The sequence below is a fragment of the Streptomyces ipomoeae 91-03 genome, from assembly GCF_000317595.1.
Taxonomy (GTDB): Bacteria; Actinomycetota; Actinomycetes; order Streptomycetales; family Streptomycetaceae; genus Streptomyces; species Streptomyces ipomoeae.
Genome location: NZ_AEJC01000448.1, coordinates 1 through 14,919, shown reverse-complemented (window position 1 = coordinate 14,919; position 14,919 = coordinate 1). Strand labels below are relative to the sequence as shown.

The window sequence follows — 14,919 nt, the reverse complement described above, 5'->3', positions numbered from 1 at the left end:
CTTCGTCGTAGGAGAGGACTCAGCGGGCCTTCGGCCCACCCTTCGGCATGCGCATGCCCTTGGGCATCGGGCCCTTTGGCAACGGCATGTTGCTCATCAGGTCGCCCATCGCGCGCAGGCGGTCGTTGGTGGCGGTGACCTGGGGGCCGGTCAGGACGCGCGGCAGCTTCAGCATGGTCGTGCGCAGCTTCTTCAGTTCGACCTGGCCCTCGCCGGTGCCCACGACCAGGTCGTGCACCGGTACGTCCGCCACTATGCGGGCCATCTTCCTCTTCTCGGCGGCCAGCAGGCTCTTGACCCGGTTCGGGTTGCCCTCGGCGACCAGGACGATGCCGGCCTTGCCGACGGCCCGGTGCACCACGTCCTGGCTGCGGTTCATCGCCACCGCCGGGGTGGTGGTCCAGCCACGGCCCACGTTGTCCAGTACCGCCGCGGCGGCACCCGGCTGGCCCTCCATCTGCCCGAACGCGGCGCGCTCGGCCCGGCGTCCGAAGACGATCGCCGTCGCGAGGAAGGCGAGCAGGAAGCCGAAGATGCCGAGATAGATCGGGTGGCCGATCAAGAAACCGATCGCGAGGAAGACACCGAAGGTGATGATTCCGACAGCCGCGAGTACAAGACCGATCTTCTTGTCGGCCCTGCGGGTCATCTTGTACGTCAGAGCGATCTGCTTGAGTCGCCCGGGGTTCGCAGCGTCCGCTGCGGATTCCTTCCTCGCCATGGCACGAAGTCTACGTGGCCGGGCGAGTGCGGACGACGGCGGTGCCGGTGGGGACCGGTGACCGGCGACAACGCCTGGGGAGCGGCGCCGGGCGGCGGCGGTGCCGAGTGGAGCTGCGGTCGTACACGAGCGGCTGTGGTGCGGATCGCGGTCGAGCCTTCGGGCGGTCGGCTCGTACGCGCGTCGTGCTCCAGCGGTGCGGTTCATGTTCCGGTGCTGCGGTTCGTACTCGGGTGGTGCGGTTCGTGCTCGGTGCTGCGGTTCTCCGCTCCAGCGGTTACGACGTACGCGCGGCGACGGCTGCTTCGAGGACGCGCTCGGCCTCGACGCGGTCCTTGGCGCGGCGGCGGTCCTCCAGGACGGAGGTCCAGGCGTTGCGACGGGCGGTGCGCTGACCGCTGCTCATGAGCAGCGACTCGACGGCACGGAGTGCATCGGTGAACGACGGGATCGCGGTGGCGCGAACGGGTGCGGCCTGCATGGGAGGTCCCCTCTCGGGAGTCGAGGCTCTGGTGAGAGCGAGTACCGGGTGTAAAACCAGGGTCACTGATTGGTGTTACCAGGGCGTGACCGACCGGTCAAACGCCAATGAAACCTTGATGCGCGGCCTTTAAACGCCGACGCGGCCCCGACAACGCCCTCATCTGCGAGGACGGTCAGGACCGCGTCCAATTGGTCATTACCGGCCGGTAGCTACTTGTGCTCAGATTCACACGATCTGATGGCACTGCGTGCCATTTGGCGGAGGGGTCAGACGGCCTGCGAGGCGACGTACGAGCCCCGCTTCTCGACGGCCATCTGGTACAGACGGCCGGCCCGGTACGAGGAGCGGACGAGCGGGCCGGACATCACGCCGGAGAAGCCGATCTCCTCGGCCTCCTGCTTCAGCTCGACGAACTCCTGCGGCTTGACCCAGCGCTCCACCGGGTGGTGGCGGACGCTCGGTCGCAGGTACTGGGTGATGGTGACCAGCTCGCAGCCGGCGTCGTGCAGCTGGCGGAGCGCCTCGCCGACCTCTTCGCGGGTCTCGCCCATGCCGAGGATCAGGTTGGACTTGGTGACCAGGCCGTGGTCGCGGGCGTCGGTGATGACCTTCAGCGAGCGCTCGTAGCGGAAGCCGGGGCGGATGCGCTTGAAGATGCGGGGGACCGTCTCGACGTTGTGCGCGAAGACCTCGGGGCGGGAGGCGAAGACCTCCTCCAGCAGCTCCGGGACGGCGTTGAAGTCGGGCGCCAGCAGCTCGACCTTGGTCTGGCCGCCCTCGCGCTCCGCCGTCTGCCGGTGGATCTGGCGGACCGTCTCGGCGTACAGCCAGGCGCCGCCGTCGGGGAGGTCGTCGCGGGCGACGCCGGTGACGGTGGCGTAGTTGAGGTCCATGGTGACGACGGACTCGCCGACCCGGCGGGGCTCGTCGCGGTCCAGTGCCTCGGGCTTGCCGGTGTCGATCTGGCAGAAGTCGCAGCGGCGGGTGCACTGGTCGCCGCCGATGAGGAAGGTGGCCTCGCGGTCTTCCCAGCACTCGTAGATGTTCGGGCAGCCCGCCTCCTGGCAGACCGTGTGCAGGCCCTCGCTCTTCACGAGGTTCTGCATCTTCGTGTACTCGGGGCCCATTTTCGCCCGGGTCTTGATCCACTCGGGCTTGCGCTCGATGGGGGTCTGGCTGTTGCGGACCTCCAGGCGCAGCATCTTGCGTCCGTCGGGTGAGACTGCGGACACATCGGCTCCCTGTAGCTTCGATTCTTCGGCGTACACCAGGGTACGCCCGTGTGGTTCTCGCCCCCTGGGGTGGGCAACCTTCGGCTCTGGGGTGGCATTCCCGTCCCGGGGGCGGGCGGACGCACGGGGCGCGCCCGGGGTCTTTCAGGGGCGCGGGGAACTGCGCGACCAGCCCCTGGCCGGACCGGGCTCTCAGGCGGGCGTCCGCTCGATCGCCCTCGGCTTCAGGTCCGCGTTCTCCAGTACGTCCCGCAGGTGCTTCTCGGCCACCGGGAGGACCTCGGCGATGGTGATGTCGCGGTCGAGTTCGTTCGCGAGGGAGGCGACGCCCGCGTCGCGGATGCCGCAGGGGATGATCTTGTCGAACCACCGGTTGTCGGGGTTCACGTTGAGCGCGAAGCCGTGCATCGTGACGCCCTTCGCGACGCGGATGCCGATCGCCGCGATCTTGCGGTCCTCGCGACGCTGGCCGGCGTTGGACGGCGCGTACTCGGGCCCGTTGAGCCGGGGGTCGAACTCCTCGTCGGTCATCCGGGGGTCGAGGTCCAGGGAGAGGCCGCCGAGGCGCTGTTCGACCGGGTCGCCGAGCACCCACACCCCGCTGCGGCCCTCGACGCGGCTGGTCTCCAGGCCGAACTCCGCGCACGTACGGATCAGGGCCTCTTCGAGACGCCGTACATGGGCGACGACGTCCACCGGGCGCGGCAGCTTCTGGATCGGGTATCCCACCAGCTGGCCCGGCCCGTGCCAGGTGATCTTGCCGCCGCGGTCCACGTCCACGACCGGGGTGCCGTCGAGGGGGCGCTCGTCGTCGGCCGTGCGCCGGCCGGCGGTGTAGACCGGGGGGTGCTCCAGGAGCAGGACGGTGTCGGGGACCTCGTCGGCGAAGCGTGCCGCGTGCACCCGGCGCTGCTCGTCCCACGCCTCCCGGTACTCGACGGCCTCCCTGCCGAACCCCATGTGGACGAACCGCAACCCGCTCACGGCAAGCGCCTCCCTCGGCGGTACGGCCGGGTGGCGGCACCGCGATAGCTGTGTCGGGCACTCAACGCGCCCAAGTCACTGTACGACCGTACGTCCGGGTGGTGTTCGACGGGCGACCGGTACCCGGCGAGGGTCATCCGCCGGCCCTGCCGGGCGTACGGCGGGGTCCGTCGGTGGCGCACAGGGGAGGCGGTTTCCGTCAGCTATGCGGTGAATCCTCACACGATCGGATGAATAGACGTGGAAGTGTGCGATCAGGCGCTTACTCTCCGCTACATTCGCGCCGTTCACAAGCCCGCAAAGGCTTCTCACCAGGCAATCCGGGCCACCCCGCCGACACCCGGAAGGCAGGAGACCGCACCGCAGATGACGGAACGACCCGCGCAGCGCACCCCCAACCGCCAGCTCGCCGCCCTCATCGCAGAAGCGGGGTTCTCCAACGCGGGACTAGCGCGCCGTGTTGACCAGCTCGGTCTCGAACACGGCCTCGATCTCAGATACGACAAGACATCCGTGACCCGCTGGCTGCGCGGTCAGCAGCCGAGGGGTACGACGCCCGCGCTCATCGCCGAGGTGTTCACCCGCCGCCTCGGCCGCCGGCTCACCGCCCAGGACCTCGGCCTCGACGCCTGCGCCCCCGTCTACGCCGGGCTGGAGTTCGCCGCGACCCCCGAGGAGGCCATTGACATCGTCAGCGGGCTGTGGCGCAAGGACTCCGGCAGCCACGCCGAGCTGCGGAAGATCGCGTTCACCCCCGCCGGGCTCGTCGTGCCCAGCCGCGACTGGCTGATCGGCCGCGCCGACGACCGCGTGGGCCGGGGCGACCCGAGCGCCACCCGTGTCCCCCCGCAGGGCCGCCCGGCCGTCCCCCGGCAGCGCAACCAGACCGAGCGCGGCCCCGGCCAGAAGGTCACCGGCGGGGACATCGCCGCCCTCCGCTCGGTCGGCGAACTCTTCCGCGCCCTCGACGACGCCTACGGCGGCGGCCACGCCCGCCAGGCCCTCGTCCGCTATCTGGAGCACGAGGCCGAGCCCATGCTGCGCGGCGCCTACGGCGAACAGGTCGGCCGGCGGCTCTTCGCCGCCGCCGCCGACCTCACCCGGCTGGCCGGCTGGACCTCGTACGACATCGGCGCCCACGGGCTCGCCCAGCGGTACTTCGTGCAGGCGCTGCGGCTGGCGCAGGCGGCGGGGGACCGGGCGTACGGGGCGTACGTGCTGGTCACGATGAGCCGTCAGGCGGTCTATCTGGGGCACGGACGGGAGGCCGTGCAGCTCGCGCGCGTCGCGCAGCAGGGCGTCGGGTCGGCCGTGCCGCCGGTGGTGCAGTCGCTGCTGCACGCCGTCGAGGCGCGCGGGCACGCGGTGCTCGGCGAGGTGCGGGCCTCCACGGCCGCGCTGGTCCGCGCCGAGCGGGCCCTGGAGTCGGCCCGGCCCGGGGACGAGGTGCCGTACTGGGCCCGGTTCTTCGACGAGGCCCAGCTCGCCGACGAGTTCGGGCACAGCCACCGCGACCTCCAGCAGTACCGGGCCGCCGCCCAGCACGCCGAGCGCTCCCTGCAACTGCGCGCGCCCGCGTACGCCCGCAGCCGCCTCTTCTGCCGTGTCGTCCTCGCCTCCGCCCGGCTCGGGCTCGGTGAGCTGGACCAGGCCTGTCAGCTGGGCGCGGAGGCCGCCGGTCAGGCCGCCGAGATGCGGTCGGTGCGGGCGGTGGAGTACGTACGGGACTTCGAGCGCAGGCTGGAGCCGTACCGGGACGCCGCGCCGGTCAGGGGGTACCGGGACAAGGTGGCGGCGTTGGGATAGGCAGACGCGCGGAGGGGCGCCCGGTGGCAGATCGGGCGCCCCTTCGCGGGCTACGCGGCGTTTTCCAGGGGCTCTTCCTGTGGTGTCGGGCGGGCGTCCAGGTCGGTGAGGACGGCGTGGGCGGCTCGGCGGGCGGAGTGCAGGGCGCCCTGGACGGTGCTGGTGTCGCGGTGGTCGCCGCAGACGTAGAGGCCGGCCAGGATGCGTACCGGGCGCCGCAGATCGTGCGGGGCGGGCATCGCGGGGACGGCCTCGGGGGTGTGGTGGACCGCGAGGAGTTCCCAGCGGGTCGTGGACGTCCGGTAGAGCCGGGCCAGTTGGGCGCGGACCGTGGCGTCGAGATGCGCGGGGTCCGGCGGTGTGCCCAGCACGGTGGAGGTGATCAGCGCGCGGCCCGCCGGTGCCCGGCTCGGGTCGACCTGGCTGATCACCGCCGTGTGCGAGACCGGGCCGCTGCGGTCCGCGTCGAGGAGCAGCGCGGGTTCGCCGAGCGGCGGCTCGTCCGTGGTGTGGTGCACGACAGTGACCGGGTGGAACTCCGGTACGCGCAGCCCCGGGAGCAGTTCCGCCGCGGATCGGGCGTCCGTGGCCAGCACCACGGCGCGGCAGCCGAATTCACCGTGGTCCGCCGTCGTCACCGACGTCGTGCTGATCGCGGTCGCGCGGACCCCCGTACGGACCGACCCCGGCGGAAGGGCCGCCGCCAGCAGCTCCGGGAGGGTGTCGGCGCCGCCTTCCGGGACGCACAGGCGGCCCGTCGCGAAGGCGTGCAGCGCCAGGTCGGCGCAGCGGCTGGACGTCTGCAGCGCCGGGTCGGCGAGCAGGGCGGCCAGCAGGGGGCGTACGAAACCGTCGATCGTCCGGGGCGGGAAACCGCGCGTCGCCAGCGCCTCGGCGATCGGCACCTCCGCGCGGGTGGCCAGCCGCTCGGGCGCGGTGGCGGCGAGCCGGGCCAGGGCCATGGCCAGCCGGGACTGGTCGGCGGGGGCGCCCAACCGGCTCGGGCGGGCGCCCGTGACGCGGCCCCGGCCCTGTATACGGCCCGGGACGGGCGTCCCTGCCGCTCGGGCGAAGCCGAGGCCCGGAGAGCGGGGCAGCCTGGGGGCGCTTGCGAGGGCGCGCGCGGCTGTGAGTGCGCCCCTTGCGCCTCGGAGGGTCGGGGTGGCGGCGGCGCGGTGATGATGGCCGTCGGCGTGCAGCAGGACGCCGGGGGCGAACGGACGCAGCGGCAGGGTGTCCAGGCCCGGGGTGCGGCGCAGTTCGGGGTAGGACGTGGAGAGCGGTTGGGCGGTCCGGTCGAGGCGGAAGCCGTCCACCTTCTCCGTGGCCATTCGGCCGCCGACGGCGGGTGCGGCCTCCAGGACGGTGACCGTCAGGCCCGCCCTGGTCAGATGACCGGCCGCCGTGAGGCCGGCCACGCCGGCCCCCACGACGACGACGTCCACGGTGTCTGTGTCCGCTGAGTACGTCGATTGGTACACCGACTCGAGCACGTGCCCCTCCCGAGGTCGCGCGGTTGCTGGGGAGGTGATGCCCCCAACGCCCATCTGGAATACCTGAGTTCGCGACGAGGGTGAAGGGCTGGGGGCGGGGCGGGGAAGTAGCGTGTGGCCTCGCACGGGGGCATGGGGGCGGTGGCCGTGCGCCCGGTCGTCCGACGGACCTTGTCCCGCCCCCACCACGCCTTCTGGCTCGGGGGTGGGGGTTGCTAGTGGGCGGACCGGCTCTGCGCGGAGCGGATCGCGTCCTCGATCTCCGGGAACGTGAATCGGAAGCCGGACTCCAGCAGACGCGTCGGGACGGCTCGCGTGCTGCCCAGGACGTCGCCGGAGACTTCGCCCAGCGCCAAGCGGAGCGCCACCCCGGGGACGGTGAAGACCGTGGGGCGGTGGAGGACCTTGCCCATGGCCGCGGTGATGTCGCGGTTGGTGAGCGGAGTCGGCGCCGTCAGGTTGAACGGTCCGGACAGCGACGGGGTGGAGATCAGGTGCCGGAGCGCGGCCACCTCGTCGTAGAGGGAGATGAAGCTCCAGTACTGCCGCCCGTCCCCCATCCGCCCGCCCAGACCGGCCTTGAAGAGCGGGAACAACGAGCCCCAGGCGCCCCCGCCCCGTGCCACCACCAGCCCCGTGCGGGCGAACACCGTACGGACCCCCGCCTCCGCGGCGGGCCCCGTCGCCGCCTCCCACTCCACGCACAGCTCCGGCAGGAAGCCCCGCCCCGGCGGCGCCGACTCGTCGACCTCCCGGTCGCCCGTGGAGCCGTAGAACCCGATCGCGCTGCCGTTGACGAACACGCTCGGCGGTGTGTCCAGGGAGGCGACGGCGGCGGCGAGCGTGGAGGTGCCGTGTACACGGCTGTTGCGGATCGTCGCCTTGTACGCCTTCGTCCAACGGCGTGACGCGACACCGGCACCGGCGAGGTTCACCACGGCCGCGCACCCCTCGAGGCCGGCCGCGTCGACCCGTCCGGCCTCCGGATCCCAGCGCACCTCGCCCGCCGTCCGCGGCTCCCGCCGTACGAGCCGCAGCACCTCGTAGCCGTCCTCCGTGAGGGAGCGGGCCAGCGCCGAACCGATCAGGCCGGACGCCCCGGCGATCACCACACGGGAACCGGGCGGTACGGACGAATCATCGTTCATGCCCCCATCTTGCCGGGCGGCCGACGAAGCCGCGGACCGGGGGTGCGCAACGCCCGCCCCCGGGCCTCCGCAGGCCCGGCCGGACGACCTCGTACGTACGCCCCCCCGTACCCCCGCCGTAAAGTGACCTTCATGCCGGTTCCGTACATACGCGTCGCGACCCCGGACGACGAGGACGCGCTCGGGCGACTCGACCGGGCCACCTGGTCGCCGCTGCACTCCGTCCAGGAGCGCCCCCGGCAGCCGTACGAGCCCTTCTTCGGCGCGCGCTTCGGGCCGTGGGACCATCTCGTCGCCGAACTCGACGGCGTGATCGTCGGCTATGTGCGGCTCGCGCTGCCGTCCCCCCTCGCCTGCCATGCGCACGTCCGGCAGATCCAGGGGCTGGCCGTCGCCGACGAGGCACGCGGGGCCGGCGTCGGACGGGCGCTGCTGCGGGCCGCGCAGGACGAGGCGCGACGCCGTGGCGCCCGCCGCCTCACCCTGCGGGTCCTCGGCCACAACACCCCGGCCAGGAAGCTGTACGAGTCCGAGGGCTTCGTGGTGGAGGGCGTCCTGCCGGAGGAACTCCTGATCGACGGGGCGTACGTGGACGATGTGCTGATGGGCCGTCGGCTCTGACGACGGTCACAACGGCAGCCATAACGGCGGTCGTAACGGCGGGCGCACCACCACCGGTCTGCTCACGGCCCTCACACGCTCACGACGTCACCAGATCCCCCGTGTCCACCGCCTCCGTCGCCGTCGCCGCGCGTTCCGCGTCCGGGGCGACCTCGGCCACGGTCAGGACGTAACCCGTCTCCGCGTCCGAGGTGGAGCGGGCGAAGACGACGCCGTAGACCCGGCCGTCGGTGGTGAGCAGAGGGCCGCCGGAGTTGCCGGGGCGGACGGTGGAGCGTATGGAGTAGATCTCGCGGGTGACCGAGTCGGTGTTGTAGATGTTCCGGCCGGTCGCGTCGATGCGGCTGGCGACGGTGGCCGCCTGGAGGTCGAGGCCGCCGTCCTCCGGGTAGCCGGCGACGACCGCCGCGTCACCGCGCGAGGCGCTGTCGTCGAAGCGGAGGACCGGGCCCCGCAGATCGGGGACGTAGAGCACCGCCACGTCCTTGTCGGGGTCGAAGAGCACGACCCGCGCTTCGTACGCCCGGCCCACGCCGCCCACGCGTACGGTCGGGTTGTCGATGCCCGCGACCACATGGGCGTTGGTCATCACATGCTCGGTGGCGTACAAGAAACCGCTGCCCTCGCGGCCCTGGTTGCCGGCGACGCCCTCGACCTTGACCGTGCTGCGCTTGGCGGCGTTCGTCGCGGCGGCCGTGACGTTGTCCCCGGAGGGCTTGGCGACCTCGGCCGTCGCCTCGTTCTCGAACGGGTTGAAGACCTGGGGGAAGCCCGCCTCGGTGAGCGCGGAGGTGGCGTTGGAGAACCAGGCCGGGGTCGTGTCCGGCATGGTGTTCTGCACGGCGCCGAGCAGCGCGGAATTGCGGATCGAGTTGGTCACCACCGCGGACGACGAGGCGCCCAGGACACTGGCGGCGACCCAGGCCACGATGAGCACGGCGACCGTGTTGGCCGCCGCGCCGCCTACGCCGTCGGCCACCCGCAGCGGGCTGCGGTCTATCTCCCGGCGCAGCCGCAGCGCCAGCCGGCCCGCCAGTTCGTGCCCGATGACGCCCGGGACCAGGACCGTCACCACCGCTGTGACCGTCGCCGCCGGGGTGCCCGCCGTGACCAGCTCCATCACCCAGGGCAGCACCCAGACGCCCACCGCCGCGCCGCCCACGAAACCGGCCAGGGAGACGCAACCGGCGACCAGGCCGCGCCGGTAACCGGACGCCGCGTAGGCCAGGATCACCAGCAACAGCAGGATGTCGAGCACGTCCACTCCTTGCCGCCTTTCTCTCGGGACCCTTAGTACGCGTGAGGCGGGCGCAGTGATCAGCTACACCCGCGCGACACTCCGTGGCCCACGGGAATCGGCCACCGGCGCACCACATCTGGCCGGAACTGTCTGCAACCGCCGGAACTGCCTGCAACTGCCTCGAACCGTAAAAACGTCCCGCACCAGGACGTTGGTTCCCTCCGGGTCCCCCGGGTGGCGCAGTCCACAGTGCGGCGCCAGGGCGGCCGGGCGAGGCTGAGCGCATGCGTGTGTTCCGGATCTCGCGGGGGGCGCGAATACGGAGGCTGCCGCGAGGGTGGCGGCGCCGTTCTCGGAACCCGCACGGCCCGGACCCGGCCGGAGACGCCCGAGCCCGTGCCCGCGCCGGAGCTCTGACCCGCGTCCGTGCCCGCGCCGGAGCTCTGACCCGCGTCCGGGCCCGTGCCCGAGCTCTGACCCGCGTCCGGGCCCGTGGACGACACGCCCGGCAGCGAATGCGGCCCGTACGTCTGCCACGGACCGTCCTCCGTCGCCTGCCACGGCGGCTCGTCCTCCACCGCCTGCCTCGGCGGCCCTCCCTCCACCGCCTGCCGCAGCTCTCCCTCCGCCGTCTGCCGCGGTCCTCCCTCCTCCTCCTGGCCTGTGTGCCCGGTCTCGCCGCCGTGCTCGCACTGGTGCTGTGCGCGGTCGGCGTGGACCGTACCGAGCGGCGGGCCGAACGGCCCCCCGTCGTGCGCCCCGCCCACCCCTACCGGGCGCCGAAGCCGCCCATCGTGCCGAGGAGCCGCTGGCTGGCGGGGGAGTCCCACAGCCAGCCGCCCGCGCGCTACGACGACCGGGTCGTCGCCGTCTTCGTCCACCACACGGACTCGCCGAACGACTACGACTGCGCCGACGCCCCCCGCGTCATCCGCTACCTGTACGCGGGCCAGACCGGCCCCCGGAACTGGGACGACATCGGCTACAACTTCCTCGTCGACCGCTGCGGCACCATCTACGAGGGCCGAGCGGGCGGCGTCGACCGCCCCGTCACCGGCGCCCACACCCAGGGCTTCAACCACCGCACCGCGGGCGTCGCCGCGCTCGGCACCTTCACGGCGGGCGTGCCCGTCCCGCGCGCCATGACCGACGCCATCGCCGCCCTCGTCGCCTGGAAACTCGGCCTCTCCGACATCGACCCCCGCGGCAGTGTGCGCCTCACCTCCAGCAACAGCCGCAGCCGTTACGCCGCCGGCACCTCCGCCCTGCTGCCCACCCTCGCGGGCCACAGCGACGGCTACCGGACCAGCTGCCCGGGCGCCGCCCTCGCCGAACGCCTCCCCGCGATCAGGGACCAGGCGGCACGGCTCCAGGGGCGGCCGTAGCAGCCGTAGTGGCCGGCGCGGGTCGGCACCCGCTTCCAGACGGTTCTCATCCGCCTGACGCGGATCTCATGAGGTTCACAGACATCGCGCCGCGGTCTCACAGAGTTCTCCAAGATCCGCGCCCTAACTTCGTCGTGTCACGCCGACTGGAGGTGGGGAAGATGATCAGCAGCCGTACGAAGAGCATGTCCCGGAACCCGAAGAAGTCCTGGGCCTCCGCCCTGCGGAGCCCCTGGACGGTGGCCTGCGCGACCGCCGTCGTGGTGCTCGGCCCGTCCGCGGTCACCGCGTCCGCGCTGGAGCGGGCCAACTCGGCCCCGCTGCACGGCGCGTCGGCCCCCGAGCGCCCGCACCCCGGCAAGGGCCACCACAGCGCCGACCCGTACGCCGCCGCGCAGTACGCGTACCTGCCGCGCACGACCAACCGCGGCCTGCGCGTCTGAGGATCCGGGAATCCGCGGACCTATGACCGGAAGCGTTCCCAGAGCTTGGGGTAGCGCTCCGCGAGGGCGGTCTCGTTCTCGAAGTCGACCGGTGTGCCCTCGGGTTCGCCGGGGGTGGGCGGGATGCCGAGGTCCGGGGCGACCAGGCCGGTGAGCCGCTCGTACGCCTCGTCCGCGGCGTATCCCAGTTCCTCGCCGTCCCCGTCGATCTCCTCGTCGAAGTCGTCCAGCAGATCGGCGAGCGAGTCCGGATCGTGGACCGCGCCCTCGAAGACCTCCCGGCCCTGACCGATCAGCCAGCACCGGAAGTAGTCGAACGCGTCGTCGCTGGCCCCGTCCAGCAGCACCCAGGCGGCGCCCCACAAGTCCCAGGTGTACGCGCGGTTGTAGCGGGACTCGAAGTGCCGGGCGAAGTCCAGCACCGCCTCCGGGTCCAGCCGGCCGAGCCGTTCCACGAGCAGGTCGGCCTGCTCCTCGGGGTCGCCCTCGGCGTCCTCCCGGGCCGTGTCCACCAGCTCCCAGAACTCCGTCTCGTCCATCACGGGTCAAGCATCGGGCCTGGCGGGGTGGGACGCACGTGGAGGGCGGCGGATCGTCACATCAGGAACCGCGTTCCGACACGCCGGGAGCGGCCTGCGGTGTCGCGTCCGGAGCCGTGTACAGCTCGGCCAGCCGCCGCGCGTCGGCCGCGAACCGTGCCCGGAGGCCCTCGGGCGCCAGTACCTCGACCTCCGGGCCGAGAGCCAGGAGTTGGGTGTACGCGACCTCCTCCGACTCGACCCGGAGCGTCACGGTCGTCCTGCCGTCCTCCGCGCAGGCGCCGCCGGTCGCCGCCGTCAGGGCGTGCCGGGCGGAGACGGGATCCATGGCGTACGGCAGTCTCCGTACCCCCTCCGGCGAGATCCGTACGACGACCTCGGTGCGCAGGATCGAGCGGGCGAACCGCTCCGCCTGCTCCTCCCAGAAACCGGGCAGGTCGAACTCCTCGTCGCGGACGAAACGGGCGCCTCCGGCGGCGGGGTCGGCAGCGGTACCGGTATCGGTCGCGGGGCCGACGGTGGTGAAGCGGTCGATGCGGTACGTACGGAAGGTGCCGGGGGCGGGTTCGGGGACGCGGGCGCACAGGTACCAGACACCGGCCTTCAGCACGAGCCCGTACGGTTCCAGCTCGCGCTCCACCTCGGTGCCGTCCCGCCGGTAGCGTGCGACGATCCGCCGGTCGTCCCACACGGCCTCCGCGACGGCGGGGAGCAGCTCGGGTGTCTTCGGTTCCTTGAACCAGCTCGGGGCGTCGAGATGGAACCGCTGGGCGGCTGTGCGGGGGGCGTCGCGGAGGGAGGGGAGCAGAGCCGCCGCCACCTTCAGCCGGGCGGCGGAGGCCGCGTCCTCCAGCCCCATCTCGCGCAGCGCCCCCGGCACACCGGACAGGAACAGCGCCTCGGCCTCGCTCCGGGCCAGCCCGGTGAGCCGTGTCCGATAGCCACCGATCAGCCGGTACCCGCCCGCCCGGCCCCGATCCGCGTAAACCGGGACCCCGGCCTCCGACAGCGCCTGCGCATCCCGGGTGACCGTCCGCTCGGACACCTCCAACTCATGAGCGAGCTCGGTGGCGGTCATGGAGGGCCGGGACTGGAGCAGCAACACCATCTTGATGAGCCGGGCGGCACGCATGGCCTCAGCCTGCCATGATTCGCTCTTCCGGGAATTCGTTCCCCGACCCCGTGGGCCCGGGCGATCTTCTAGGCTGGGCGGTCGGACTTGGCGTGCGGCGGGGAGGGGCGCGATGCGGGGGGCGATGCTGGACGGCCGGTACGAACTGGTCGAGCGGCTGGGCCGGGGCGCGATGGGCCAGGTGTGGGGCGCGCGCGACAAACGGATGCAGCGCGATGTCGCCGTCAAACTCGTCACCGCGCTGCCGAGGCTGGGCGAGCACGAGACGTTCCTCAGGTTCCAGCGCGAGATCAGATCCGCCGCCGGGCTGCCCGGCCGCCACACCGTGATCGCCCACGACTGCGGCGAGGCGGACGTCGACGGTGAACGCGCGCTGTACATGGTGATGGAGCGCCTCACCGGGCGCACCCTGTCCGACGCCGTCGTCGAGCAGCGGCCGCACTGGACGCAGGCCGTCGACTGGGGGCGCCAGGTGGCGCAGGCCCTCGACGCCGCACACGGACAGGGCATCGTGCACCGTGACATCAAGCCGGACAACATCATGTTCGCCGGGGACGGCGACCTGAAGGTGCTCGACTTCGGCATCGCCAAGTTCCTGGGTGACACGGTGCTGGTCAGCGGGCTCACCGGTACCGGTGTGGTCATGGGCACGCTGCTGTACATGTCACCGGAGCAGGCGCGCGGCGAGCGCTCCGTGGATCACCGCACCGACCTGTACTCCTTCGGCTGCGTGCTCTATTTCATGCTCACCGGCCGGCCGCCGCTCGTCGCCGACAACCAGTTCGCGCAGATGCATCTGATCGCCGTCGGACAAGTGGAGCCACCGCACCTGCTCAACCCCGAGATCCCGGCCGGGCTGAGCGGGTTGGTGATGCACCTGCTGGCCCGCGAGCCCGACGCCCGCCCCGCTGCGGCCCGTGAGGTCGTCGACCGCCTCGCCGGGTTGGAGGGGAGGCCGGTGTCCTTGCCGTCCGCCGCCCACCCGGTGGACGCGGACGCGCTGGTCGAGGAGGCCCGGCGCGCGGCCGAGCGACACCTCCGGCTCGCCGAGTCGGCGGCCGAGCAGGTGCGCGACGACGCCGAGGCCTACGCGTCCCAGCTGCGGGCCGAGGCGCAGAAGGACGCGCAGTCCAAGCGCGAGGAGGCGGACGCCCTCTTCGAGGAGACCCGCGCCAAGGCCGCGCAGGCCGCCGCCGACTTCGAGACGAACCTCGCCAAGCGGCGTGAGCAGTCCGAGCGCGATCTGGCCTCGCGACAGGCGAAGGCCGAGAAGCGGCTCGCGGAGATCGAGCACCGCGCGGAGCAGCTGCGGCTGGAGGCGGAGAAGCTCCGCGTCGACGCCGAGCGCCGTGCCCGCCAGACGGTGGAGACCGCCCAGCGCCATGCCGTGGACATCGTGGCCGCCGCCGATGCCAGGGCCGAACGGATCCTCGGTCTGGACACGTTGAACACCCTGCGCGAGACGGTGGCCGCGATTCTCGCCGACAGCAAGTTCACCCCGGTCGGGGGCCTGGTCGAGCAGCGGGCCGCGATTCTGGGCCAACTCTCCGAGCTCAAGGACGCGCTGTCCGCGCTGCCGGCCGCCCCGACTCGGCCGAACACCTATGAAGGCGACTACGCGCAGCAGAAGTAACACGGGCGTGGTTGCCCTGCGCGAGCGAAGCCGACAGCGGGGGAGGAACGGGTAGGGG

Annotated in this window: 13 protein-coding genes and 2 pseudogenes; 6 read left to right on the top strand and 9 right to left on the bottom strand. The window is 72.4% G+C overall.

The window, feature by feature from the left end; genetic code table 11:
* Positions 1–19: 19 nt before the first annotated feature.
* The 4 genes from STRIP9103_RS29690 to lipB all read right to left on the bottom strand — a co-directional run bounded on the left by STRIP9103_RS29690 (position 20) and on the right by lipB (position 3,421).
* Complete coding sequence (locus STRIP9103_RS29690) at positions 20–721, bottom strand: DUF4191 domain-containing protein (RefSeq protein WP_009326564.1); 702 nt, start codon at positions 719–721, stop codon at positions 20–22.
* Positions 722–998: 277 nt separating this feature from the next.
* On the bottom strand, positions 999–1,202 hold the full coding sequence (locus STRIP9103_RS29685) for an SCO2195 family GlnR-regulated protein (protein ID WP_009326562.1): 204 nt from the start codon (positions 1,200–1,202) through the stop codon (positions 999–1,001).
* A 269-nt stretch (positions 1,203–1,471) separates the two neighbouring features.
* Positions 1,472–2,437: a lipoyl synthase gene (gene lipA, locus STRIP9103_RS29680; protein ID WP_009326561.1), complete on the bottom strand. Its 966-nt coding sequence runs from the start codon at positions 2,435–2,437 to the stop codon at positions 1,472–1,474.
* Positions 2,438–2,629: 192 nt separating this feature from the next.
* On the bottom strand, positions 2,630–3,421 hold the full coding sequence (lipB, locus tag STRIP9103_RS29675) for a lipoyl(octanoyl) transferase LipB (protein WP_009326572.1): 792 nt from the start codon (positions 3,419–3,421) through the stop codon (positions 2,630–2,632).
* Positions 3,422–3,787: 366 nt separating this feature from the next.
* Between lipB and STRIP9103_RS29670 the strand changes: the two genes are divergently transcribed.
* Positions 3,788–5,227, top strand: a complete 1,440-nt coding sequence (locus STRIP9103_RS29670) for a hypothetical protein (RefSeq protein ID WP_009326567.1) — start codon at positions 3,788–3,790, stop codon at positions 5,225–5,227.
* A 50-nt stretch (positions 5,228–5,277) separates the two neighbouring features.
* On the opposite strand, the gene STRIP9103_RS29665 is transcribed toward STRIP9103_RS29670, so the two are convergent.
* Positions 5,278–6,720, bottom strand: coding sequence for an NAD(P)/FAD-dependent oxidoreductase (locus tag STRIP9103_RS29665; RefSeq protein WP_048821224.1), 1,443 nt, complete (start codon positions 6,718–6,720; stop codon positions 5,278–5,280).
* A 215-nt stretch (positions 6,721–6,935) separates the two neighbouring features.
* Positions 6,936–7,868, bottom strand: a complete 933-nt coding sequence (locus tag STRIP9103_RS29660; RefSeq protein WP_009326573.1) for a TIGR01777 family oxidoreductase — start codon at positions 7,866–7,868, stop codon at positions 6,936–6,938.
* A gap of 132 nt (positions 7,869–8,000) precedes the next feature.
* Here STRIP9103_RS29660 and STRIP9103_RS29655 point away from each other — a divergent pair, with 132 nt between their 5' ends.
* Positions 8,001–8,489, top strand: coding sequence for a GNAT family N-acetyltransferase (locus tag STRIP9103_RS29655; RefSeq protein ID WP_078614091.1), 489 nt, complete (start codon positions 8,001–8,003; stop codon positions 8,487–8,489).
* A gap of 79 nt (positions 8,490–8,568) precedes the next feature.
* On the opposite strand, the gene STRIP9103_RS29650 is transcribed toward STRIP9103_RS29655, so the two are convergent.
* Positions 8,569–9,753 (bottom strand): MarP family serine protease, encoded by a 1,185-nt coding sequence (locus STRIP9103_RS29650; protein ID WP_048821223.1) that lies wholly within the window; start codon positions 9,751–9,753, stop codon positions 8,569–8,571.
* 491 nt (positions 9,754–10,244) lie between these two features.
* Here STRIP9103_RS29650 and STRIP9103_RS29645 point away from each other — a divergent pair, with 491 nt between their 5' ends.
* Both STRIP9103_RS29645 and STRIP9103_RS29640 read left to right on the top strand, forming a co-directional pair.
* A complete protein-coding gene (locus STRIP9103_RS29645; RefSeq protein ID WP_009326574.1) occupies positions 10,245–11,114 on the top strand; it encodes a peptidoglycan recognition protein family protein in 870 nt (289 codons plus the stop codon).
* A 161-nt stretch (positions 11,115–11,275) separates the two neighbouring features.
* Entirely contained in the window at positions 11,276–11,557 is a 282-nt protein-coding gene (locus tag STRIP9103_RS29640; RefSeq protein WP_009326563.1) for a hypothetical protein, read from the top strand.
* 20 nt (positions 11,558–11,577) lie between these two features.
* Here the strand turns inward: STRIP9103_RS29640 and STRIP9103_RS29635 are convergent, their stop codons facing one another.
* On the bottom strand, positions 11,578–12,096 hold the full coding sequence (locus STRIP9103_RS29635) for a DUF4240 domain-containing protein (RefSeq protein WP_048821222.1): 519 nt from the start codon (positions 12,094–12,096) through the stop codon (positions 11,578–11,580).
* Positions 12,097–12,157: 61 nt separating this feature from the next.
* Positions 12,158–13,228, bottom strand: coding sequence for a helix-turn-helix transcriptional regulator (locus tag STRIP9103_RS29630; protein ID WP_009326566.1), 1,071 nt, complete (start codon positions 13,226–13,228; stop codon positions 12,158–12,160).
* On the opposite strand from STRIP9103_RS29630, the pseudogene STRIP9103_RS52080 reads away from it, so the two are divergent.
* Both STRIP9103_RS52080 and STRIP9103_RS52075 read left to right on the top strand, forming a co-directional pair.
* A pseudogene (locus tag STRIP9103_RS52080) lies at positions 13,173–14,132 on the top strand (serine/threonine-protein kinase); the annotation flags it as partial. The gene STRIP9103_RS29630 and the pseudogene STRIP9103_RS52080 sit on opposite strands and share 56 nt — an antisense overlap.
* Positions 14,133–14,165: 33 nt before the next feature.
* A pseudogene (locus STRIP9103_RS52075) lies at positions 14,166–14,861 on the top strand (cellulose-binding protein); the annotation flags it as partial.
* Between the last annotated feature and the right edge of the window lie 58 nt (positions 14,862–14,919).

What these genes read in the sequence shown, in the direction of transcription:
- STRIP9103_RS29640 (WP_009326563.1), top strand. Translation starts at nt 11,276, where the DNA reads ATGATCAGCAGCCGTACGAAGAGCATGTCCCGGAACCCGAAGAAGTCC.
- STRIP9103_RS29655 (WP_078614091.1), top strand. Translation starts at nt 8,001, where the DNA reads ATGCCGGTTCCGTACATACGCGTCGCGACCCCGGACGACGAGGACGCG.
- STRIP9103_RS29660 (WP_009326573.1), bottom strand. Translation starts at nt 7,868, where the DNA reads ATGAACGATGATTCGTCCGTACCGCCCGGTTCCCGTGTGGTGATCGCC.
- STRIP9103_RS29635 (WP_048821222.1), bottom strand. Translation starts at nt 12,096, where the DNA reads ATGGACGAGACGGAGTTCTGGGAGCTGGTGGACACGGCCCGGGAGGAC.
- STRIP9103_RS29645 (WP_009326574.1), top strand. Translation starts at nt 10,245, where the DNA reads ATGCGGCCCGTACGTCTGCCACGGACCGTCCTCCGTCGCCTGCCACGG.
- STRIP9103_RS29685 (WP_009326562.1), bottom strand. Translation starts at nt 1,202, where the DNA reads ATGCAGGCCGCACCCGTTCGCGCCACCGCGATCCCGTCGTTCACCGAT.
- STRIP9103_RS29690 (WP_009326564.1), bottom strand. Translation starts at nt 721, where the DNA reads ATGGCGAGGAAGGAATCCGCAGCGGACGCTGCGAACCCCGGGCGACTC.
- STRIP9103_RS29630 (WP_009326566.1), bottom strand. Translation starts at nt 13,228, where the DNA reads ATGCGTGCCGCCCGGCTCATCAAGATGGTGTTGCTGCTCCAGTCCCGG.
- STRIP9103_RS29670 (WP_009326567.1), top strand. Translation starts at nt 3,788, where the DNA reads ATGACGGAACGACCCGCGCAGCGCACCCCCAACCGCCAGCTCGCCGCC.